This window comes from Acidovorax sp. GW823-FHT05D11 (assembly GCF_058795695.1).
This window is the reverse complement of sequence record NZ_CM179502.1, coordinates 3,811,436-3,832,450: the sequence shown is the minus strand read 5'-3', so window position 1 is coordinate 3,832,450 and position 21,015 is coordinate 3,811,436. Positions and strand designations below refer to the sequence as shown.

25 protein-coding genes are annotated in these 21,015 nt (G+C 67.0%); 10 read left to right on the top strand and 15 right to left on the bottom strand.

Annotated elements, in window-relative coordinates:
* Positions 1–136: 136 nt before the first annotated feature.
* The 3 genes from AC3RCE_RS17655 to AC3RCE_RS17645 all read right to left on the bottom strand — a co-directional run bounded on the left by AC3RCE_RS17655 (position 137) and on the right by AC3RCE_RS17645 (position 3,744).
* Entirely contained in the window at positions 137–1,417 is a 1,281-nt protein-coding gene (locus AC3RCE_RS17655) for an EAL and HDOD domain-containing protein (protein WP_218295472.1), read from the bottom strand.
* 166 nt (positions 1,418–1,583) lie between these two features.
* The gene (locus AC3RCE_RS17650; RefSeq protein WP_218340185.1) at positions 1,584–2,849 is read right to left on the bottom strand and encodes an EAL and HDOD domain-containing protein; all 1,266 of its coding nucleotides are present in this window, start codon (positions 2,847–2,849) and stop codon (positions 1,584–1,586) included.
* Between the two features lie 91 nt (positions 2,850–2,940).
* On the bottom strand, positions 2,941–3,744 hold the full coding sequence (locus AC3RCE_RS17645; RefSeq protein WP_218295470.1) for a ferritin-like domain-containing protein: 804 nt from the start codon (positions 3,742–3,744) through the stop codon (positions 2,941–2,943).
* Between the two features lie 95 nt (positions 3,745–3,839).
* On the opposite strand from AC3RCE_RS17645, the gene AC3RCE_RS17640 reads away from it, so the two are divergent.
* The 3 genes from AC3RCE_RS17640 (at position 3,840) to AC3RCE_RS17630 (ending at position 6,039) form a co-directional block, all read left to right on the top strand.
* Positions 3,840–4,364: a gamma carbonic anhydrase family protein gene (locus tag AC3RCE_RS17640; RefSeq protein WP_492253593.1), complete on the top strand. Its 525-nt coding sequence runs from the start codon at positions 3,840–3,842 to the stop codon at positions 4,362–4,364.
* A gap of 26 nt (positions 4,365–4,390) precedes the next feature.
* Entirely contained in the window at positions 4,391–5,386 is a 996-nt protein-coding gene (gene hslO, locus AC3RCE_RS17635) for an Hsp33 family molecular chaperone HslO (RefSeq protein WP_218295468.1), read from the top strand.
* A 164-nt stretch (positions 5,387–5,550) separates the two neighbouring features.
* Positions 5,551–6,039: a CZB domain-containing protein gene (locus AC3RCE_RS17630; protein ID WP_369642929.1), complete on the top strand. Its 489-nt coding sequence runs from the start codon at positions 5,551–5,553 to the stop codon at positions 6,037–6,039.
* A 20-nt stretch (positions 6,040–6,059) separates the two neighbouring features.
* On the opposite strand, the gene AC3RCE_RS17625 is transcribed toward AC3RCE_RS17630, so the two are convergent.
* From AC3RCE_RS17625 to pyrG, 6 genes are all read right to left on the bottom strand, one after another.
* On the bottom strand, positions 6,060–6,614 hold the full coding sequence (locus AC3RCE_RS17625; protein WP_492253592.1) for a hypothetical protein: 555 nt from the start codon (positions 6,612–6,614) through the stop codon (positions 6,060–6,062).
* Positions 6,615–6,667: 53 nt separating this feature from the next.
* Positions 6,668–6,946, bottom strand: coding sequence for a septum formation initiator family protein (locus AC3RCE_RS17620; protein WP_218295465.1), 279 nt, complete (start codon positions 6,944–6,946; stop codon positions 6,668–6,670).
* A 104-nt stretch (positions 6,947–7,050) separates the two neighbouring features.
* On the bottom strand, positions 7,051–8,337 hold the full coding sequence (gene eno / locus AC3RCE_RS17615) for a phosphopyruvate hydratase (RefSeq protein WP_218295464.1): 1,287 nt from the start codon (positions 8,335–8,337) through the stop codon (positions 7,051–7,053).
* 183 nt (positions 8,338–8,520) lie between these two features.
* Complete coding sequence (locus AC3RCE_RS17610; protein ID WP_218295463.1) at positions 8,521–8,811, bottom strand: DUF1330 domain-containing protein; 291 nt, start codon at positions 8,809–8,811, stop codon at positions 8,521–8,523.
* Positions 8,812–8,814: 3 nt separating this feature from the next.
* Complete coding sequence (gene kdsA / locus AC3RCE_RS17605; RefSeq protein ID WP_492253591.1) at positions 8,815–9,672, bottom strand: 3-deoxy-8-phosphooctulonate synthase; 858 nt, start codon at positions 9,670–9,672, stop codon at positions 8,815–8,817.
* Between the two features lie 10 nt (positions 9,673–9,682).
* A complete protein-coding gene (gene pyrG, locus AC3RCE_RS17600) occupies positions 9,683–11,341 on the bottom strand; it encodes a CTP synthase (protein WP_492253590.1) in 1,659 nt (552 codons plus the stop codon).
* Positions 11,342–11,432: 91 nt separating this feature from the next.
* On the opposite strand from pyrG, the gene coaBC reads away from it, so the two are divergent.
* From coaBC to AC3RCE_RS17580, 4 genes are all read left to right on the top strand, one after another.
* Positions 11,433–12,656, top strand: a complete 1,224-nt coding sequence (gene coaBC, locus AC3RCE_RS17595) for a bifunctional phosphopantothenoylcysteine decarboxylase/phosphopantothenate--cysteine ligase CoaBC (protein ID WP_218340192.1) — start codon at positions 11,433–11,435, stop codon at positions 12,654–12,656.
* 22 nt (positions 12,657–12,678) lie between these two features.
* Complete coding sequence (locus AC3RCE_RS17590) at positions 12,679–13,143, top strand: hypothetical protein (protein ID WP_492253589.1); 465 nt, start codon at positions 12,679–12,681, stop codon at positions 13,141–13,143.
* A complete protein-coding gene (gene dut, locus AC3RCE_RS17585) occupies positions 13,143–13,589 on the top strand; it encodes a dUTP diphosphatase (protein ID WP_218295459.1) in 447 nt (148 codons plus the stop codon). Before AC3RCE_RS17590 ends, dut begins: the two co-directional genes overlap by 1 nt.
* A gap of 192 nt (positions 13,590–13,781) precedes the next feature.
* Entirely contained in the window at positions 13,782–14,288 is a 507-nt protein-coding gene (locus AC3RCE_RS17580; RefSeq protein WP_218295458.1) for an outer membrane lipoprotein, read from the top strand.
* 72 nt (positions 14,289–14,360) lie between these two features.
* Here AC3RCE_RS17580 and AC3RCE_RS17575 read toward each other — a convergent pair whose 3' ends face one another.
* Positions 14,361–14,885, bottom strand: a complete 525-nt coding sequence (locus AC3RCE_RS17575) for an FKBP-type peptidyl-prolyl cis-trans isomerase (protein WP_218295457.1) — start codon at positions 14,883–14,885, stop codon at positions 14,361–14,363.
* 53 nt (positions 14,886–14,938) lie between these two features.
* Between AC3RCE_RS17575 and AC3RCE_RS17570 the strand changes: the two genes are divergently transcribed.
* The 3 genes from AC3RCE_RS17570 to AC3RCE_RS17560 all read left to right on the top strand — a co-directional run bounded on the left by AC3RCE_RS17570 (position 14,939) and on the right by AC3RCE_RS17560 (position 17,087).
* On the top strand, positions 14,939–16,069 hold the full coding sequence (locus tag AC3RCE_RS17570) for a JmjC domain-containing protein (RefSeq protein WP_218295456.1): 1,131 nt from the start codon (positions 14,939–14,941) through the stop codon (positions 16,067–16,069).
* Between the two features lie 31 nt (positions 16,070–16,100).
* Positions 16,101–16,622: a hypothetical protein gene (locus tag AC3RCE_RS17565; RefSeq protein WP_218295455.1), complete on the top strand. Its 522-nt coding sequence runs from the start codon at positions 16,101–16,103 to the stop codon at positions 16,620–16,622.
* Between the two features lie 201 nt (positions 16,623–16,823).
* A complete protein-coding gene (locus AC3RCE_RS17560) occupies positions 16,824–17,087 on the top strand; it encodes a hypothetical protein (protein WP_218295454.1) in 264 nt (87 codons plus the stop codon).
* Between the two features lie 154 nt (positions 17,088–17,241).
* Here AC3RCE_RS17560 and AC3RCE_RS17555 read toward each other — a convergent pair whose 3' ends face one another.
* The 5 genes from AC3RCE_RS17555 to AC3RCE_RS17535 all read right to left on the bottom strand — a co-directional run bounded on the left by AC3RCE_RS17555 (position 17,242) and on the right by AC3RCE_RS17535 (position 21,010).
* On the bottom strand, positions 17,242–18,033 hold the full coding sequence (locus AC3RCE_RS17555) for an MBL fold metallo-hydrolase (RefSeq protein WP_492244072.1): 792 nt from the start codon (positions 18,031–18,033) through the stop codon (positions 17,242–17,244).
* A gap of 104 nt (positions 18,034–18,137) precedes the next feature.
* Positions 18,138–19,232 carry an NlpB/DapX family lipoprotein gene (bamC, locus tag AC3RCE_RS17550; protein WP_492253588.1) on the bottom strand — a complete coding sequence of 365 codons (1,095 nt, stop codon included), beginning with the start codon at positions 19,230–19,232 and terminating at the stop codon, positions 18,138–18,140.
* A 45-nt stretch (positions 19,233–19,277) separates the two neighbouring features.
* On the bottom strand, positions 19,278–20,174 hold the full coding sequence (gene dapA, locus AC3RCE_RS17545) for a 4-hydroxy-tetrahydrodipicolinate synthase (RefSeq protein WP_218295451.1): 897 nt from the start codon (positions 20,172–20,174) through the stop codon (positions 19,278–19,280).
* A gap of 30 nt (positions 20,175–20,204) precedes the next feature.
* Positions 20,205–20,759, bottom strand: a complete 555-nt coding sequence (locus AC3RCE_RS17540; protein ID WP_492253587.1) for a class I SAM-dependent methyltransferase — start codon at positions 20,757–20,759, stop codon at positions 20,205–20,207.
* Between the two features lie 80 nt (positions 20,760–20,839).
* The gene (locus AC3RCE_RS17535) at positions 20,840–21,010 is read right to left on the bottom strand and encodes a hypothetical protein (RefSeq protein ID WP_492253586.1); all 171 of its coding nucleotides are present in this window, start codon (positions 21,008–21,010) and stop codon (positions 20,840–20,842) included.
* Positions 21,011–21,015 lie beyond the last annotated feature (5 nt).

The window sequence follows — 21,015 nt, the reverse complement described above, 5'->3', positions numbered from 1 at the left end:
CCGCCGGCAACGCGCGCACCCTCCGCATGGCGGGCATCCGGGGACACAATTGACCGGCATGACAACGCAGCGGGCCCTGGATGACCAGGGCCCGGGTGTGCGAATGCCGGGCCAAGGGGCCCCGCGACGGCGTGCCTCAGTCTTCGTTGAGGCTCTCGGCCCAGGTCAGGGCCTGCAGGTGGGCCCAGTTGACCTGGCGGTTGGACAGGTGCAGCGCGTCGGCCGCCTTGGCAAAGGCCACCTCATCGCCGCTCTCGCAGGCCTTGGTCAGCTCCAGGAAGGGCGCGAACACGCCGCTGCCGCGCAGCAGCGCGTCCATCACCGGTTCGGGCAGGGCCACGGATTCCAGCGCCTTATCGAGCGGCACGCCCAGCATGGTGTCGAGCAGGGAGAACACGCCCACCACGAAGGCGTTGTCGCATTCCTCGGGCGGCAGCAGTTCGGCGGCCAGCAGCTCCATCAGGCGGCCGCGCACCACGGCGGTCTGGCCCACCGCCGGCGGCACGCCGCCCGCGCGTGAGGTGGTCATCAGGAGGGCCGCCCAGCGGAACAGCTTCTTGAGGCCGAGGATCATCACCGCGTGGCGGAACGAGGTGATCTCGCACGAGAGCCCGAAGCCCGAGGAGTTGATGAAGCGCAGCAGGTTGAAGGACAGCGTGGGGTCCTTCTTGAGCAGGTCCTCGATCTCGGCGGTGGTGGCCTGCTTGCGCACCAGGTTGAGGAGCTGGATGATGGTGGCCTGCGAAGGGCGGATCGTCGTGGCCTTCACGAGCGACGGCTGGGCGAACCAGAAGCCCTGGAACAGCTTGACGCCCAGGCCCCGCATCAGTTCGTACTGTTCGGCGGTCTCCACTTTTTCGGCCACCAGCGTGGCCTTGCTGTGGGTGGTGGAAAACTTGACCAGCGGCCCCGCCAGTTCGGGCTTGAAGGCCATCATGTCCAGCTTGATGAAAGCGGCCAGCGGCAGCCAGCTGGTGTAGGCGCGGCGCAGCGCCTGCTGGTCGAAGGCCAGCCGAAAGCCGCGGGTGCGCAGGGCCTCCAGGGTGGGCACCCGGCCTTCGATTTCCTCGGGGGTGGCCGTGTCGTGCAGCGGCGGTACTTCCAGCACCACCTTTTCGGGGTGGATCAGTTCCAGGTGGCCGCCGGAAAGGCTGTCGTGGGTGCAGTTGATGAACACCGTCTTCTTGCCGACCAGGGCTTCGGTGCCGGCGTACGACAGGGCGTTGAAGAGCAGCGCGGCATCGCTGGCCGCCGTGTGGGAGTCCGAGGCCGTGGACCGGTCGAACAGCTCGTAGCCATAGACGGCGCGGGATTCGTCCACGATGGCCTGTCGCGCAATGATGGCAATGTTCTCATCCACGGGTTCAACCGCGGGGGAATCAGCTTGCGGGGCGTCTTGTTCAGGTGTGCTCGACATGGGGTCCGCTGTGGTGAAGGGCTGGGGTCTGCACTGATTCTAGACCGGCATGCCACTTCGCGAACTGGCCGCGCGGATTTAGATGGCGGCCAAGGCGGCTGCGGCCAGCGTGCCCCGTGCGGCCCCGCAGGCCGCGCGGCGGGGGCGTGGGACGCGCAACCGGGGCTCAGTCCGCAAGCTGGTCCGCCCAGGCCAGGGCCTGCAGGTGCGCGAAGTTGATCTGCTGGCTGGTGAGGTGCAGCAAGCCGGCCGTGCGGTCGAATACCACGTCGTCGCTGGATTCGCAGGCTTCGGCCAGCGTGAGCAGGTCTCCGAGGAAGCCTTCGCGCCGCAGCAGCGCCGCCGCCACGGGCTCGGGCACGTTGAGCAGCCCCAGCGCGGATTCCATGGGCATGGACAGCATCACGTCGAGCAGCGAGAAGATGCCCACCACGAAGGCCTGGTCGGCTTCCTCGGGGGGCAGGGTTTCCAGGGCCAGCAGCTCCATCAGGCGGCCGCGCACCACGGCGGTCTGGCCGACGGAGGAGGGGGTGCCACTGGTGCGCGACGCGGTGAGCAGCAGCGCCGCCCAGCGGAACAGTTTCTTGAGGCCCATGAGCATCACGGCCTGGCGGAAGGAGGTGATCTCGCGCGACAGGCCGAATCCCGCGGAGTTGATCAGGCGCATCAGGTTGAAGGCCAGGCCCGCGTCCTTCTTGAGCACTTCCTCGATGTCGTCCGTGCTGGCCTGCTTGCGCACCTGGTTGATGAGCTCGATGATGCTCGCCTGCGAGGGCGTGAGCAGCTTGGCCTCGACCAGGGCTGGGCGCGCGAACCAGTAGCCCTGGAACATCTGCACGCCCTGGCTGGACACCATGTCGTACTGCTGGGCGGTTTCCACCTTCTCGGCGATCAGCTCGGCCTGGCAGTGGCGGCCTGCGTAGCTGATGAGCACGGCCAGCTGGTCGGGCGCCAGCACCGACAGGTCGAGCTTGATGTAGTCGGCCAGCGGCAGCCAGGGGGCATAGGCCGACTGCAGCACCGTGTGGTTGAACGCCAGGTGGAAGCCGCGCTCGCGCAGTTCGGCCAGAATGGGCATGCGCGTGGCGACCTCTTCGGCGGCGGTGTGGCCCAGGGGCGGAATCTCCAGCACCACCTTGTCGGGGTCCACCAGTTCGAGGTGGCCGCCGGAGAGGCTCTCGTGCGTGCAGTTGACGAAGATGAGCTTCTTGCCCACCAGCTCTTCGGTGCCCGCGTGCGAGAGTGCGGTGAAGACCAGGATGACGTCGGTGGCGGCCGTGTGCGCCGCGCCGCTGCGCGAGCGGTTGAACAGCTCGTAGCCGACCACCACCTGCTGCGCGTTGACGATGGCCTGCCGCGCGATCATCGCGACCGAGGACTGGGTGCCGGGGGGCGGGGCGAGGGAGGCCCCAGGGGCGGAGAGTGAAGTCATGGTCAGAGGTTCGGGTGAGTGTGTTGCCGCTTCAGCGGCCGCAGGCGCCGCGGATTGTAGGAGCCATCGCATGTCGGCGCATGGTGGTGGATCAGACCTGTTGCAGCCACCGCAGCTCGGCGTCGGTAAATCCGGCGCTGCGGCGCGCTTTTTCATTGAACGGGGGCTTCAGGCGGGGGGCCTCGTATTGCCTGACCAGGGCGCCATAGTGGGTTTCAGGGTCCACGCCCCGGCGCTCGCACAGCCAGCGGTACCAGTGGTTGCCGATGGCCACGTGGCCGACCTCCTCGCGCAGGATGGTGTCGAGAATCTCCACAGCGGCCAGCGCATCGGGCGTGCCCACCTGGCGCAGCTTGGCCTGGATCTGCGGCGTGGCGTCCAGGCCGCGCGCCTCCAGCGTGCGTGGCACCAGCGCCATGCGCGCCAGGATGTCGTGCCGCGTCTTCTCGCACATCGTCCACAGGCCTTGGTGGGCCGGGAAGTCGCCGTAGTCGTGCCCCTGGCCGCGAAGGTGGTCGCGCAGCAGGCGGAAATGCTGTGCCTCCTCGCCCGCCACGCGCATCCAGTCGGTGTAGTAGGCGCGGGGCATGCCGTCGAAACGCCAGACCGCGTCCAGCGCCAGGTTGATGGCATTGAATTCGATGTGCGCGATGGCATGGATGAGGACTGCGCGCCCCTCGGCCGTCGCGGGCGAGCGGCGGGCCACCTGCGTGTGGCGCAGCAGCAGGGGCCGCTCCGGCCGGCCGGGCAGGGCCGCGGGATCCAGCGGGGCCTCAGGGGCTTTGTCTGCTATGGAAAGAATAGCTGCTTGCGATTGCAGATCAAGCGCTGCGGCCGCTTTTTGTTCAGGGTCTGCAAGGCACAAAACCTGCAATGCACGGTGGCGAAGCTCCATCCTTACAATTCTAGGCCCTGCCACCCGGAACACTGCACACGCTTTGTAACCATTGGCAGGCCCGGTTCCGGCCTTCATTTTTCTGGAGTGTTTGCATGGCGATTTACGAACTCGACGGCGTGGCGCCGCAGCTGGCGGCTTCGGCCTGGGTGGCGGAAGGCGCCCAGGTCATGGGAAACGTCGTTCTTGGCGAGGATGCCAGTGTCTGGTTTGGGACGGTGGTGCGTGGCGACACCGAAAGCATCACCATCGGCGCGGGCTCGAATATCCAGGACGCGAGCGTGCTGCATGCCGACATCGGCATGCCGCTGGTCATCGGCGAGCGCGTGACGGTGGGCCACCAGGTCATGCTGCACGGCTGCACCATCGGCGACGAGTCGCTGATCGGCATCGGGGCCATCGTGCTCAACGGCGCCAAGATTGGCAGGCACTGCCTGGTGGGCGCGGGCGCCCTGGTGACCGAGGGCAAGGAGTTTCCCGATGGTTCCATGATCATCGGCAGCCCGGCCAAGGCCGTGCGCGAACTCACGCCCGAGCAGATCGAGGGCCTGTGCCAGAGCGCCCAGCACTACATCGACAACGCGCGCCGCTTTCAGCGCGGCCTGCACAAAATCGGCTGAACGCCGACCCTTTCTGGAACCCCTGCGTGTCTGAACTCCACAAGTTTCTCTTCGATGGCCTGCCAGTGCGCGGCATGATCGTGCGCCTGACCGATGCCTGGACCGAGATCCTGCGCCGCCGCGCGGGCAATACCGGCACCGGCGCCTACCCCGCCCCGGTGAGCGAGCTGCTGGGCGAGATGGCCGCCGCCGGCGTGCTGATGCAGTCCAACATCAAGTTCAACGGCGCGCTGGTGCTGCAGGTGTTTGGCGACGGCCCCGTGAAGCTGGCCGTGGCCGAGGTGCAGTCGGACCTGAGCCTGCGCGCCACCGCCACGGTCAACAGCGAGGTGCCCGAGGGCGCGCCGCTGAGCCAGATGGTGAACGTGGGCGGCGGTGGCCGCTGCGCCATCACGCTCGACCCCAAGGACCGCCACCCCGGCCAGCAGCCCTACCAGGGCGTGGTGCCGCTGTATGGCGACCGGCACGAGAAGCTGGAACGCCTGTCGGATGTGCTGCAGCACTACATGCTGCAGTCCGAGCAGTTGGACACCATCCTGGTCCTGGGCGCCAACGAACAGGTGGCCGCGGGCCTGCTGATCCAGCGCATGCCGATCAAGGGCGAGGGCAACCTGGCCGAGGGCCTCACCCACCGCGAGAACGAAGACCAGATCGGCCACAACGAGGACTACAACCGCATCGCGCACCTGGCTGCCAGCCTGACGCGCGAGGAGCTGCTGACCCTGGACGTGGACACCATCCTGCGCCGCCTGTTCTGGGAGGAAAAGCTGCTGCGCTTCGAACCCCAGCAGGGTGCCAGCGGCCCGCGTTTTGCCTGCACCTGCAGCCGTGAGCGCGTGAGCAACATGCTGCGCAACCTGGGCAGCGAAGAGGCCGAGAGCATCCTGTCCGAGCGCGACGACATCGAGGTCGGCTGCGAATTCTGCGGCCAGCAGTACCGTTTCGACGCCGTGGACGCCGCGCAGATCTTCGTGCCGCCGTCCTCCAGCCAGCCGCCCGGGCCGAGCGGGATCCTGCAGTAGCCCGCCGCGCCGGCTGACCATCGTTGACAATCGCCCGCCGCCATCGCGCCTAAGATCGGCGCTCTCCACACGGCCCCGGGCGTTGCCGCCCGCGATGTCCGCCGGTCGCCGCGCACTTGGGGTGCGCGTGCGCCGCCTGTCCGTGTGGCGCAGCAAGAGGGGCTATGGATTTTTTTCGTCGTGTATTTGGCGCCCGCGGGCGGGAGGCCGGGCCGTCGCTGGAGCTGTGCGACAGCGGCAGCGCAGGGGCACAGGATTCGCAACGCGCGGACACCGTGCTCGCAGCCCTCGACATCGACGCAGCCATCAATGCCCACGAACGCTGGAAGGCGCACCTCATGGACTACCTCGAAGGGCGCACCACCCAGGGCCTGGACCCTTCGGAGGTGCGACGCGGCGACCGTGGCGCGCTGGGGCGGTGGCTCCATGGCGTGGGCGGTGAACTGCTGGGCGACCAGCCCGCCTATGCCGTGCTGATGGCGCGCCACCAGTATTTTCACGAACAGGCCGCAATGCTGGTGGCACTGGCCCAGCAGGGCGAATGGGACAAGGCCGTGCAGGTGCTCAACGGCGGATACCGCTACGGCTCCAGCCAGGTCGTGCTGCTCCTCAAGGAACTCAAGCGTGGCCTGGTGCAGCAGCCACTGCCCTGACGGAATGGCCGGATGGCGGGTCAGGCGCCGCGGGCGTTCCGGCCGGTCAGGGCGGTGAACAGGCGGTGCTCGCACTCCGGATCGCTGCACTTCTCGCAGTTCCAGGCGCGCAGGCGTGCCGTGCGCGCGGGCCGAGCAGCCGGTGTGGGGGCAGAAGTGCTACCGGTGGTCCACAGACTGGCGTCCGGAGCCATGTTTTTGATGGCGTTCAGCGCATTGGCGAGCCGCTGATCGCCATGGCCATACACCACCTGATAGCCCATCTCCCGCTGGGCGAGGTCCGTGCGCAGGCGCGCATCGGCGGCTTCCTGTTCGGGCCGGTCGCGCGCGGGGCAGGGCAGATCGAGCCCCATCAGCAGCACGTGGCGGGTGGCATCGGCCTGGCCCGGGGAGTGCAGGCCGCCCAGGTCGTGGCTCCACAGAATGCGCACCGCCCCGGGGGGCAGGTGTTCCTGCAGCGCGGCGGCCAGCGCCTGCGCGCCGGTGCCGGGCGCGCCGAGCAGGACAACGAGGGTGGGCTGGGACGGCACGATGACAGGAGGGCGAGAGGTGGAGATGTGGAGAGGAGGGGGCACCCCCCTGTCCAAGGCCGGGGTCGGGGCCGGGATAGCGCCGCGGTGGCCGCGGCTCAGCGCGGCGTGAACTGCACGTAGACCTCGTTGGGCTTGACCATGCCCAGCTCGCTGCGTGCCTTTTCTTCCACCATGTCGAGCCCTTCCTTGAGGTCATGCACCTCGGAGGACAAGCGTTCGTTGGCCTGCCGGGCCTGGTCGTTGGCCGCCTTCTGCACGTCGATCTGCCGCTGCATCTCGTTGACGCGCGGCACGCTGCCCCGCCCGAGCCAGAGCTGGGCGTGCAGTGCTGCGAGCAAGGCCAGCAGGATGACGGGAACAATGCGGGAGACCATCGCTTACCCCTTGGCGTGGGGTTTTGCCACCGGGCCGCCCCAAGGCAACACGCGGCCCCCTGGGGAGGCAGGGAGCCACAGGCAGTGGGCGACCGTGGGGGCCATTACTTCAGGTTATAGAACGCAGCGCGGCCGGGGTAGTGCGCGATCTCGCCCAGGTCTTCCTCGATGCGCAGCAGCTGGTTGTACTTGGCGATCCGGTCCGAACGCGACAGCGAGCCGGTCTTGATCTGGCCCGCATTCGTGCCCACGGCGATGTCGGCGATGGTGCTGTCTTCGGTTTCGCCCGAGCGGTGCGAGATCACGGCGGTGTAGCCGGCGCGCTTGGCCATCTCGATGGCGGCGAAGGTTTCGGTCAGCGTGCCGATCTGGTTGATCTTGATCAGGATCGAGTTGGCGATGCGCTTGTCGATGCCTTCCTTCAGGATCTTGGTGTTGGTCACGAACAGGTCGTCGCCCACCAGCTGCACCTTGTCGCCCAGGCGTTCGGTCAGGTGCTTCCAGCCATCCCAGTCGCCTTCGTGCATGCCGTCTTCGATGCTGATGATGGGGTACTTGTCCACCCAGGCCGCCAGCATGTCGGTCCATTGCTGGGCGGTGAGCTTCAGGCCGCCTTCGCCTTCGAGCACATACATGCCGTCCTTGTAGAACTCGCTCGCGGCGCAGTCCAGGCCCAGGGCGATCTGCTCGCCCGCCGTGTAGCCAGCGGCTTCGATGGCTTGCAGGATGAGGCGGATGGCCGCTTCGTGGTTCTCGACGCTGGGGGCAAAGCCGCCTTCGTCGCCCACGGCGGTGCTCATGCCCTTGTCGTGGATGATCTTCTTGAGAGCGTGGAACACCTCGGCGCCCCAGCGCACGGCTTCGCGGAAGGTCGGTGCGCCCACGGGGATGATCATGAACTCCTGCAGGTCCAGGCTGTTGTTGGCGTGCGCGCCGCCGTTGATCACGTTCATCATGGGCACGGGCAACTGCACGCTGCCCATGCCGCCCAGGTAGCGGTACAGCGGCAGGCCGGACTCTTCGGCGGCGGCGCGGGCCACGGCCATGGAGACCGCCAGCATGGCATTGGCGCCCAGGCGGCTCTTGTTCTCGGTGCCGTCGAGGTCGATCAGGGTCTTGTCCAGGAAGGCCTGTTCGGAGGCATCCAGGCCCAACACGGCTTCGCTGATCTCGGTGTTGATGTGCTCCACGGCCTTGAGCACGCCCTTGCCCAGGTAGCGGCTCTTGTCGCCATCGCGCATTTCAATGGCTTCGCGGCTGCCGGTGGACGCACCGGAAGGCACGGCGGCACGGCCCATCACGCCCGATTCCAGCAGCACGTCGCATTCGACGGTGGGGTTGCCGCGGCTGTCCAGCACTTCGCGGCCTACGATGTCAACAATGGCACTCATGATTTTCCTTGAGGTTTTTGAAATTCATTCAGACGGGCGGGACGGGCTTTGCTTGTTCAGGCCAAATGGCAAAATGGCCGCTTGGGCGCGTCTGTAGTCATTTTATGCTACTGATTTGATAGTGAATCAGCCTGCAGGTACGAACCGGGTACAACCCGACCGGCGTGAGCTGGCCGCCGCGTATCAGACGCCCTCGACGCACACCATGCGCATGATGGCGGCGCCTTCGCGGGCGGCCTTGGCTTTCTGGTATTCGGGTGTGTCGTAGAAGGCGCGCGCGGCCTCGAAGCTGGGGAACTTGAGCAGCACGGTGCGGCCGGGGTTCCAGTCGCCCTCCAGCACTTCCACCTTGCCGCCGCGAATGCACACCTCGGCGCCATGCGCTTGCATGGCCACGGTGCTCCACTTTTTGTACTCTTCGTACTGCTCAGGGTTGGTGACGGTGACGGATGCGATGACGTAACCACTGCTCATGTCTCAGGCTCCAAAGTTGTTTTCGAGGAATCCATTTTTCTTGGTGATGTCGTCCAGCGCCACCAAGGTCTCCAGCAGCGCCTTCATGTGCTTCAAAGGCACAGCATTGGGGCCGTCCGACCAGGCCTCGGCGGGCCGGGGGTGGGTTTCCATGAAAAGGCCCGCCACGCCCACGGCCACGCCCGCGCGGGCCAGCACCGGCACCATGTCGCGCGCACCACCGCTCACGGCGCCCAGGCCGCCGGGCTTCTGTACCGAGTGGGTCACGTCGAACACCACCGGCGCGCCGGAGTTGCGCATCTCGGCCAGGCTGGTCATGTCGGCCACGAGGTTGTTGTAGCCAAAGCTCACGCCGCGCTCGCAGGCCAGGAAGCGGTCTTCCGAGAGGCCGGCTTCCTGCGCGGCCGCGCGGGCCTTGTCGATGACGTTCTTCATGTCCCAGGGCGCGAGGAACTGGCCCTTCTTGATGTTCACCGGCTTGCCGGACTGCGCCACCGCGCGGATGAAGTCGGTCTGGCGGCAGAGAAAGGCCGGGGTTTGCAGCACGTCCACCACGCTGGCCACCTCGGCCACGTGCGAGGTGTCGTGCACATCGGTCAGGATGGGCAGCTGCAACTGGCGGCGCACTTCATCGAGGATCTTCAGGCCCGCCTCCAGCCCCACGCCGCGCTTGCTGGTGCCGGAGGAGCGGTTGGCCTTGTCGAACGAGCCCTTGTAGATCAAGGGGATGCCCAGCGCCGTGCAGATCTCCTTGAGCTGGCCCGCGACGTCCAGCGACATCTGCTGGCCTTCGATGGAGCAGGTGCCCGCGATCAGGAAAAAGCGCTGGTCCAGGCCAACATTGAATCCGCACAGCTGCATAGGTCTCCAATCAGGCTTTAGTAGCCGCTTGCTGGTGTTCGACGGCCGCCTTGATGAAGGCGTTGAACAGCGGGTGGCCGTTCCACGGCGTCGACTTGAACTCGGGGTGGAACTGCACGCCGATGAACCAGGGGTGCACGTTGTTCGGCAGCTCCACGATCTCGGTGAGCTGCTCGCGCTGGGTCAGCGCGGAGATCACGAGGCCCGCCTTGCGCAGCTGGTCCAGGTAGTTCACGTTGGCTTCGTAGCGGTGGCGGTGGCGCTCGGTCACCACGTCGCCATAGATGCTGTGGGCCAGTGTGTTGGCCGACACGTCGGAGCTTTGTGCGCCCAGGCGCATGGTGCCGCCCAGGTCGGAGTTCTCGTCGCGCTTCTTGATGGTGCCGTCGGCGTCCTTCCACTCGGTGATCAGGGCGATCACGGGGTGGGGGGTGGTGGCGTCGAACTCGGTGCTGTTGGCGTTGACCAGGCCCGCCACGTGCCGGGCGTACTCGATGGTCGCGACCTGCATGCCCAGGCAGATGCCCAGATAGGGCACCTTGTGCTCGCGGGCGAACTGGGCGGTGGCGATCTTGCCTTCCACGCCCCGCACGCCGAACCCGCCGGGCACCAGGATGGCGTCGTACTTGGCGAGCTTGGCGGCGGCATCGGCGCCATCGATGGTCTCCGAGTCGACGTGGTCGATCTTCACGCGCACATGGTTGCGCATGCCGGCGTGGCGCAGGGCCTCGTTGACGGACTTGTAGCTGTCCGACAGGTCGACGTACTTGCCCACCATCGCGATGGTGACTTCGCCCTGCGGGTGCTCGGTTTCATGCACCAGGTCGTCCCAGCGCTTGAGGCTGGTGGGCGGCGTGTTCAGGCGCAGCTTGTCGCAGATCAGGCCGTCGAGGCCCTGCTCGTGCAGCATGCGCGGCACCTTGTAGATGGTGTCCACGTCCCACATGCTGATCACGCCCCACTCGGGCACGTTGGTGAACAGCGAGATCTTGGCGCGCTCTTCCTCGGGAATGCGGCGGTCGGCGCGGCACAGCAGGGCGTCGGCCTGGATGCCGATCTCGCGCAGCTTCTGCACGGTGTGCTGGGTGGGCTTGGTCTTGAGCTCGCCGGCTGCTGCGATCCAGGGCAGGTAGGTCAGGTGCACGAACGCCGCATTGTTGGGGCCCATGCGCAGGCTCATCTGGCGCACGGCTTCCAGGAACGGCAGCGACTCGATGTCGCCCACCGTGCCGCCGATCTCGACGATGGCCACGTCCACGGCATCGGGCGTGCCGATGCCGGCGCCGCGCTTGATGAATTCCTGGATCTCGTTGGTGACGTGCGGGATGACCTGCACGGTCTTGCCCAGGTAGTCGCCGCGGCGTTCCTTCTCCAGCACGGACTGGTAAATCTTGCCCGTGGTGAAGTTGTTGGTTTTCTTCATGCGCGTTTCGATGAAACGCTCATAGTGGCCCAGATCCAGGTCGGTTTCTGCGCCGTCGTCGGTCACGAAAACCTCGCCGTGCTGGAACGGCGACATGGTGCCCGGATCTACGTTGATGTAGGGGTCAAGCTTGATGAGGGTGACTTTGAGTCCCCGCGATTCGAGGATCGCGGCAAGGGAGGCTGAGGCGATTCCCTTACCGAGGGAAGACACCACACCGCCGGTGACGAAGACAAATTTGGTCATGTCTTTTTTGGTGGTGGGAAATTGGGATTATAGATGGCGCCCCGGCGACATCCCTGCCGGCAGGGACACCCCCGTCTGCTAAATTCGCCGCATGAATGAGCTTGCTGGCAAACACATTGTTCTGGGTCTGAGCGGGGGCGTGGCTTGCTACAAGGCAGCCGATCTGTGCCGCCAGCTCATCAAGGAGGGCGCCACCGTGCAGGTGGTGATGACCGAGGCGGCCGCGCAATTCATCACGCCGGTGACCATGCAGGCCCTGTCGGGGCGGCCCGTCTACGGCTCGCAGTGGGATGCGCGCGAGCCCAACAACATGCCGCACATCAACCTCAGCCGCGAGGCCGATGCGATCCTGATCGCGCCCTGCAGCGCCGATTTCATCGCGCGGCTGGTGCAGGGCCGTGCCGACGAGTTGCTGAGCCTGCTGTGCCTGGCACGCCCCATCGACCGCGTGCCGCTGCTGCTGGCCCCAGCCATGAACCGCGAGATGTGGGCCCACCCCGCCACAGCGCGAAACCTGGCCCAGGTGGCCAGGGACGGCGCCCGCGTGCTGGGCGTGGGCAATGGCGACCAGGCCTGCGGAGAAACTGGCGATGGCCGCATGCTGGAGCCTTCAGAGCTGCTCGAGGAGCTGGTTGCCTTCTTCGCGCCCAAGGTGCTGGCGGGGCGCAAGGTGCTGGTCACCGCCGGACCGACCTTCGAAGCCATCGATCCGGTGCGCGGCATCACCAACCTCTCCAGCGGCAAGATGGGCTTTGCCATCGCCCGCGCGGCGCGCGAAGCGGGGGGCGATGTCACGCTCGTGGCCGGTCCCGTGCATCTGCCCACGCCGCGCGGGGTGCAGCGCCTGAATGTCCAGTCTGCACAGGAAATGCTGGCAGCGGTTGAAGGGCAAGCGCACGATGCTTCTATTTTCATAGCAACGGCGGCGGTGGCAGACTGGCGGCCTGCTGCGCCGTCCACACAGAAGATCAAGAAAGACGGCTCCGGCCAGACCCCCACGCTGGGCTTTGTGGAGAACCCCGACATCCTGGCGGGCGTGGCGCGGTCGCCGCGTGCGCAGGCGGGCCAGCTGTACTGCGTGGGATTTGCCGCCGAGAGCCACGATCTCCTGGCCCATGCCACGGCCAAGCGTGCGCGCAAGGGGGTGCCGCTGCTGGTGGGCAATATCGGGCCCGCCACCTTCGGACAGGACGACAATGCCCTGCTGCTCGTGGATGCCGATGGGCACCGCGAGCTGCCCCGCGCGTCCAAGCGGGTGCTGGCGCGGCAGCTCATCGAGGACATCGCGGCGCGGTTGCCGCCATCGGATTCGTGACGTTCGTTTCCCCGGAGGTTGTATGAAAACTGGCTCCACCAAGCCTGAATGGGACACGCCGCCCGACGGCGACTTTGCGCGCTATGTGGAGCGGCTGACGGCGCCGGCCCCGTCCAGGACGGCGCAGGTCCTCTCTCCGGGGGCCACCGGCCCTGCGCCACCGGTGTCCGCGGGCGGCTCCCGGTCGACCCCCCGCGCCGGTCCGCCCGATCTCGCGCAGGCGCTCGGGCCCCTGATGGGCGTGCTGCGAACCGTGCGCGTGGTGCTGTTGCTGCTCATCGCCGCGCAGGGGATCGTGCTGTTCCTGTTCAGCCAGGGGTCCTTGGCCGGCCTGGTCGCCATGGCGGCCATCTGGTGGGCGCTGGGCTGGCTGATGGATGCGGCGCCCAGGGCCATTTCATCCCCAGGCGCCGCGCCAGGCGTGCAACCATTGCAAGAGCGACTGCGGCAAGTGGCCCAGCAGCGCAAGACAGGAAAGAAGAAGTAGTGAAGATCGATGTCAAGATTCTGGACCCGCGCATGGCGGATCAACTCCCCTCCTATGCCACGCCCGGCAGCGCGGGCCTGGACCTGCGGGCCTGCCTGGACGCGCCGCTGACCCTGCAGCCGAACGCATGGCAGCTGGTACCCACGGGCATCTCCGTGTACATCAAGGACCCGGGATATGCCGCGCTCATCCTGCCGCGCTCGGGCCTCGGCCACAAGCACGGCATCGTGCTGGGCAACCTTGTCGGATTGATCGACAGCGACTACCAGGGCCAGCTCATGGTGAGCGCCTGGAACCGCAGCGGCACGGCATTCACGCTGGAGCCGATGGAGCGGCTGGCGCAACTGGTGATCGTGCCGGTGGTGCAGGCGCAGTTCAACGTGGTGGCCGAGTTCGCGGCGACCCAGCGGGGAGAGGGCGGCTACGGGTCCACCGGCAAGGCCTGAAGGGGCGGGTTCCTCTGGCCTGGGAGCTTGCGCCTGTCAGACACGGCTTACTTTTCGAAGGGTCTGTTACGGACAGGGCCTCAGCCCCTTGTCCACGCGACAAGACCCTTGCGCGTTGTTCCAATCAAGGCATGCGTACCCGGACCGGATTGTCGGACCATGCGCCAGCCCCTGACTTTAGGAGATTGAAAAATGCTGCAATTTAAGCGTTCGTTTGCCATTGTGGGCGCCGTTGTCCTCGCGGGATCCCTGGCGGCCTGCGGCCACAACCGGTCGGCCCCCCAGCCCCAGTATTCGGGAGGCTATTCGGGCGGATACCAGTCTGCGCCCGCCTACCCGAACAACCCGGCGGGCACCGAGTATGGCCGTGTGTCGAACATCGAAGTGCTGCAGGGCCGCTCGCAAGGGCAGACCTCGGGCGCGGGCGCCGTGCTGGGCGCGGTCGTGGGCGGGGTCCTGGGCAACCAGATCGGCAAGGGTTCCGGCCGCGCGGCGGCCACTGGCGTGGGCATCCTGGGCGGTGCCGTGGCAGGCAATGCCATCGAAGGCCGCAACAACAGCCAGGAATATGCCCAGGGCTATCGGCTCTCTGTCCAGCTGGACCAGGGCGGCTACCGTGCCTACGACGTGAGCAGCCCGGGCGATCTGCGCATCGGCGACCGAGTGCGCCTCTACAACGGCCAGATTTCGCGCCTGTAAACCGAACCCCGCAGCCGCCACCGCGGGAATCCTGAGCTGTTCAGGATTCCCGGGCCTGGCTCACCCGCTCAATCAATGCAGCAGGGAGCCGCCAGGCGCCTGCGGCTGTACCCGAAAGAAGCCGGTGCCCGCGGTGCCCCGGCCAATCTCATCTTCCGTGGCTTCGCGCACGGCCTGCACCGTCAGCTGCAGCCGCAGGGCGATGCCCGCGAGCGGGTGGTTGCCGTCCAGAACCACGTGCTCTGGATAGATCTCCGTCACGGTGTACAGCCCGCTGCGCGGTGCATCGGGGTTGCAGCCCTCCGGCAGGGCCATTCCATCAAACGTCATGCCTTCTTCCAGCTCCGCCGGAAACAGGGACCGGGGTTCCAGAAAAAGCAGTTGATCGTTGAAGTCGCCAAAAGCGTCCTCGGGTTCCAGGTGCAGAGCCAGCGTGGCCCCCGGGCCGTGGCCTTGCAGGGCTTCCTCGATGCGCGGCAGCAGGTCGTCACCCCCTACCAGGAACTCCACGGGGTCATCGAGAACATCCAGTTCTTCGCCAAGGGTGTCTTTGAGCGTCCAGGTCAGTGCGACCACGCATTGTTGGGTAATTTCCATAGGAGAATTGTCGCAGTTTGACCAATGCCTCCGCAAAGGGGCGCCACTCTCCCATGGATATCCAGCAACCCCTTTCCCTACTCGGCGGCATGACCCCCGCGCAATTCATGCGCCGCCACTGGCAGAAGAAGCCCTTGCTGGTGCGGCAGGCCATCGCGCAGTTTTCGCCGCCTGTACTGCGTGCCGAGCTTTTTGCGCTGGCTTCCCAGGAGGGGGTGGAGTCCCGCCTGGTGCAGTTGGCCAAGGGCGCCTGGAAGCTGCGCCACGGACCGTTCAACCGCCGCGCCCTGCCGGCGCTGCAGCAGCCCGACTGGACCCTGCTCGTGCAAGGGGTGGACCTGCACAACGACGCGGTGCACGCGCTGATGCAGCAGTTCCGTTTTGTGCCCGAGGCGCGCCTGGACGATCTCATGATCAGCTATGCCGCCGACGGCGGGGGCGTGGGTCCACATTTCGACAGTTATGACGTCTTTCTGCTGCAGGCCCACGGAAAGCGGCGCTGGCGCATTGGCCGCCAGAAGGACTTGTCGCTGCGCGATGACATTCCGCTGAAGGTGCTGGCCCACTTCGAGCCGGAAGAGGAGTTCGTTCTCGAGCCTGGCGACATGCTCTACCTGCCGCCCCGCTATGCGCACGACGGCATCGCCGAAGGCGAATGCATGACTTATTCGATAGGCTTTCGGGCGCCGGCCCGTGCCGAGCTCGCGCAGGAGCTGCTGGTGCGTCTGGCGGAGGATGCAGGCGATGAAGAGGGCAGTCCCTTGCTGTACCGCGATGCGCAGCAGGCGGCGGTTGCCCAGCCCGCCGCCATTCCGGCGGGGCTGCATGATTTCGCGCGGACCGCTCTGGCCCGCGCCTTGGCGCAACCCCTGGTGCTGGAGCGTGCGCTCGGGGAATATCTGACCGAGCCCAAGCCCAGCGTGTGGTTCGAGCCCGGGGACGCGGGCGTGATGCTGGAAGGCGTGCGCCTGGATCGCCGCAGCCGCATGATGTATGACACCCACCACGTGTTCATCAACGGCGAAAGCTACCGTGCCGCGGGCCGCGACGCGACGCTGATGCGCCGCCTGGCGGACGAACGCCAACTGACTGCCCGCGAACTCGCGCGCGCGAGCGACGATGCGCTCGAGCTGCTGTCGTCCTGGTGCGATGCCGGCTGGGCGCATGCATGGGCTGAAGGCTGAAAAGACTGGTGCATCCCAAGGAGACGCTCCCATGACCGAGGCTTCCTCCATCCCCGCGGATCCGCTGCGTGAACTGCCGTCCGGGCGGTTCAGCGGCCGTGAGGCGTTTCAGCAACTGGTGCGCGACGCGATGGCCACGGCCGCACGCGACGGGTGGCCGGAAATCGTGATCAGCGACGCGAACTTCCACGACTGGCCGCTGGGTGAGCGCAGCGTGGCAGAAGCCCTTCAGCACTGGGCGCACGGGAGCCGGCGCTTGACGATGCTGGCGTGCAGCTATGACGATGTGGTTCGCCGCCACGCCCGTTTTGTGCGCTGGCGCGGTACCTGGGACCACATCATCACGTGCCGCCGCAGCCCCGCGGCGGACCCGCTCGATATCCCCAGCGCGTTGTGGTCCCCGCAGTGGGTGCTGCAGCGCCTGGACCCCGAGCGGTGCGTGGGCGTCACGGGCAGCGAACCCGATCGGCGGGTGCTGCTGCGCGAGAATCTCAACGAGTGGGTGCGTGGCAAGAGTTCACCCGGTTTTCCCGCCTCGACCCTGGGTCTGTAGATGAAATACCTGCTTTGCGCCGTGTCAATGGGGTGTAAAGCTTTCGTCAGTGTTAGTCAGTATTGACTAAATACCAATATAATTAGCGGCTGCGCCGAAAAGGTGCAAGCCAAAGCGCATTGTGCCGACGCGTTCCGAGGCTTCCAGGAGCCCGACGCCGCGGCTTTTCAAGATTCTGTCTGTCCAACTAGGAAAATCGAAATGAAGAACTCTCTCGTTCTGGCCGCCCTGATCGCTGCTGCAGCACTCGCCGCTTGTGGCAAGAAGGAAGAACCCGCTCCAGCACCAGCACCTGCTGCCGTGGAAGCACCTGCTCCTGCTCCCGCACCTGCTCCTGCCGCCTCCGACGCAGCTCCTGCTGCTTCCGACGCCGCTTCGGCTGCCGCTGCACCTGCTGCTGACGCTGCCAAGGCTGCTGCCGACGCTGCTGCCACCGCTGCCGCTGGCGCTTCCGCAGCCAAGTAATTTGCTGCAGGCCCTGGCTGGTTGCAAGACCAGCCTCTGCCCGAAGGCCCCGCACCGCAAGGTCGGGGCTTTTTCTTTTCCGGGCGCGGAACGTGTTTTTGTGGTGCGCCGTCCGTGGGGGGGGCGGGCGGGGTGGCCGGTGGGTGCGCTCGTGTCAGATCGGCGCCTGCGCCACCGGCAGCCATGCCGTGCCTGCCGTCGGGCAGGCCACGGCGATGGCCTCCACGGGCCAGTCCATGGCGGGGGCCAGCGCCTCACGTGCGATGGAGGGCGCATTGTTCTTGGCGCTCAGGTGGGCCGCCACCACCGTCCGCAGGCCCGGATGGCGGACGGCGCGAAGGATGTCCGCCGTGACCCGGTTGGCCAGGTGGCCGAAGGGGCCGCCTACGCGGCGCTTCAGAAAGAGAGGGTAGCGGGATGCCGCCAGCAGCGCGGGGTCGTGGTTGGCTTCGATCATCAGCGCGTGGCAGCCCTCGAGCTGCCGCAGTACATGCTCGCTGGCATGGCCCAGGTCGGTCAGCACCCCCAGGTGGGCGGCGCCGTCGGAGCAGCGCAGCTGCAGCGGCTCGCGGGCGTCATGCGGCACGGTGAAGGGCCGGGCCTCGAACGTGCCCAGGTCGATCGGTGCCATGTCGTGCGCGACGCGCAGCATGTCGCCAAAGTCCGGCTGGCCCAGAGCGGCGTAGGTGCCCTGGCTCATCCAGACGGGAATGCCGTAGCGCAGGGCCACGGCCTGCGCGCAGCCGATGTGGTCGGAATGTTCGTGGGTGATGAAAACCGCGTCCAGGTCCTCGATCTGCAGCTGCGCCTGCGCCAGCCGGCCCTGCAGTTGCCGGATGCCGAAGCCGCAGTCGATCAGGAGGCGGCGCACCTGCGTGTCGCAGCGGCCTTCCACCACGGTGGCATTGCCGGTGCTGCCGCTCCCCAGGTTTTTGAAACGCAGCATGGAGGGCGAGGATATTGCGCCGTGCCGCGGGGCGGACCGGGGCCGGTCCTCGCGGACTCCGCGCAGCACGCAGGCAGACGCGTGCCGCGCGGCGATGCGGCGGGTTACTTGAGGTCGTCCGCGATCACGCGCACGATGCGCTCGGCGTTGGTCGAGGACTCGGGGGCGCCTGCTTCGTTGAGTACCGACACGGTGGTGGATTCGCCCTGGCTGCGCACGACGATGCGGTACTTGAGCGGGGGCGTGGCCGACGAAGAGCCGCTGAACAGCTTGCCGAAGAACCCTGGTTCCTTCTTGTCGGCGTTGGGCGCCACATAGCGGACGAAGTAGGTGCCTTCATTGCGGTTGCGGTCTTCGACCGTGAAGCCGGTGCGGTCCAGCGCCAGGCCCACGCGGCGCCATGCGCGGTCAAAGCCTTCGTCCAGCTGGACCACGGGCTTGTTGTCCACGGTGGCCATGCGGGCGGATTGCGTGCGCAGGGCGGGGGCTGCCACCACGGCCTTGGACTGTTCCTGGCTCACGCCCAGCTTGACCATCAGGCGGCGCAGGAATTCGGTTTCAAGCTCCGGGTCCGACGGGCGGGGCTGCCAGACGGTGTTGTCCTTGGTCTGCGTGCCATACACCTCGATCATGCCCCGGTGGGTGATGTAGATCTCGGTGCCGCCATTGGCATTGCGCTCCAGGCGGGTGCGGAATTTGTCGCGCTCGCCGGTGGAATACAGCGAATCCAGGAGCTTGCCGATGGTGGAGCGGATGAAGTCCTGTGGCAGCTTGGCGCGGTTCTCGGCCCAGTCGGTTTCCATGATGCCGACGTTGGGCTCGGCCTGGGCCAGGTTGAAGCCGCTTTCCTGCCAGAAGTCGCGCACGGGCTCCCAGAGCTTGTCCGCCGGGCGGTTGACCACCAGCCAGCGCTGGTTGCCATCGCGCTCGATGCGCACGTCGCCCAGTTGCATGGCGGCGGCGTTGGCGGTGCCCGAGGGCTGCGCGGCCTGGCCGGCCTGCATGGCGGCCGCCGAGACGGGGCCGCCGGGTACGGCATAGCGCGAATCGCGCGACAGCTGCGTCAGGTCGGGCGGAACCTCCAGGGTCGAGCCCTTGGCGGCGCTCTTGTAGTCGATCTTGTCGCCCTCCAGGGCGGCGCAGGCGGACAGGGCCATGGCAAGGGCCAGCAGGCTCAGGCGGGTGGTAGCAGCTTTCACGCGGAAATCCTTGGAGAGTGTCTCGGGGAGCGGGCGCAGCCCGGATTAGATCAGGCCGCTGGTGCGCAGCGCGGATTCGACCACAGCCTCGTTGCTGCTGGCCAGCGGTGTCATGGGCAGGCGCATGGTGCCACCACACAGGCCCATGCGGGCCACGGCCCACTTGACCGGGATGGGGTTGGCTTCGACAAACAGGTTCTTGTGCACGGGCATCAGCTGGAACTGGATCTGCATCGCGCGCTGCACATTGCCTGCCAGCGCTGCCACGCACAGCTCGTGCATGAGGCGCGGCGCCACGTTGGCCGTCACGCTGATGTTGCCGTGGCCGCCGCACAGCATGAGCGCCACGGCGGTCGGGTCGTCGCCCGAATACACGGCGAAGCCCTTGGGCACATCGCGGATGAGCCACTGCGCACGCTCGATGTTGCCGGTGGCTTCCTTGATGCCGATGATGCCGGGCACCTGGGCCAGGCGCAGCACGGTGTCGTGCTGCATATCGGCCACCGAGCGGCCGGGCACGTTGTACAGCACGATGGGCAGGTCGCCCGTGGCTTCGGCGATCGCCTTGAAATGCTGGAACTGGCCCTCTTGCGTGGGCTTGTTGTAGTAGGGCACGACCTGCAGCTGGCTGTCGGCCCCGACGCCGCGCGCGAACTTGGCCAGTTCGATGGCTTCGGCGGTGGAGTTGGCGCCGCAGCCCGCCATGATGGGCACGCGCTTGGCGGATTGCTCGACGGCCACGCGGATGATTTCGCAGTGTTCTTCGACATTGACGGTGGGCGATTCGCCCGTGGTGCCCACCACACCGATGCAGTCGGTGCCTTCGGCGATGTGCCAGTCGATCAGTTTGCGCAGGGCCGGGTAGTCCACGCTACCGTCCTCGTGCATGGGGGTGACGAGGGCGACGATGCTGCCGGTAAGGGGGACGGAGGAAGAGGTCATGTCCGCAGTGGTAAACGGTAAAAGGGCATTCTAACTAGGCGGCATGGCCAAAAGATTCCGCGAGGGGCCGCCAGCGTGCGGGAGTTCCCGCACGGCCGTGATGCGTTGCACGAAACGGTCGGGGTTTTGCAGGAAGCCGTCCTCGTAGGCCACGGTGCGCAGCCCGGCGCAGGCGCTCAGCAATTCCCCGGGCGCCAGCAGGAATTCCGGCCGCGCAGGGCGGCCCACGGTGCCGTTGCCGTGCGCAAAGGTTTCGTAGATCAGCACGCCACCCGGTGCGACGCTCTCCACCAGGGTGGGCAGCAGGGGCCGCCACAGGTAGTTGGTGGCGACCACGGCGCCAAACCGGCGGCCCGCCAGCGGCCATGGGCCGTTCTCGATGTCGGCCAGGACGAGTTCCCCCAGCCCCTCGCAGGCGGCCAGGGCCTCGGCAGAGCGGTCCACCCCCACCACGGGGTGGCCCAGGCCATGCAGCCAGCGCAGGTGGCGCCCGGCGCCGCAGGCCACGTCGAGCACCGTGCTGCCCGGCGCGATCAGGTGGGACCAGCGGCGGACCCAGTCGGAAGCGGCTTCGTTACCGTGCATTTGCTATTGAAGATATAGCTATCAGCGCTTATTCATCAAGCGCTGGCGGCCAAAAAGACTTGAAAGTGGATGGCGCGGGCTCAGAAACACGCCCACATCTGGTCGGCCAGCATCACCATGAAGTCCGGCACCGTGTACATGCCAAACACCGCCAGGCACAGCACCACGGCAACTGTCCAGGCCAGCCAGCGCCAGGGCCGTGGCATGCCGTGGCCGGGCGAGGTCGAGGGGGCGCTGCTGGCGGTGGACATGGGGA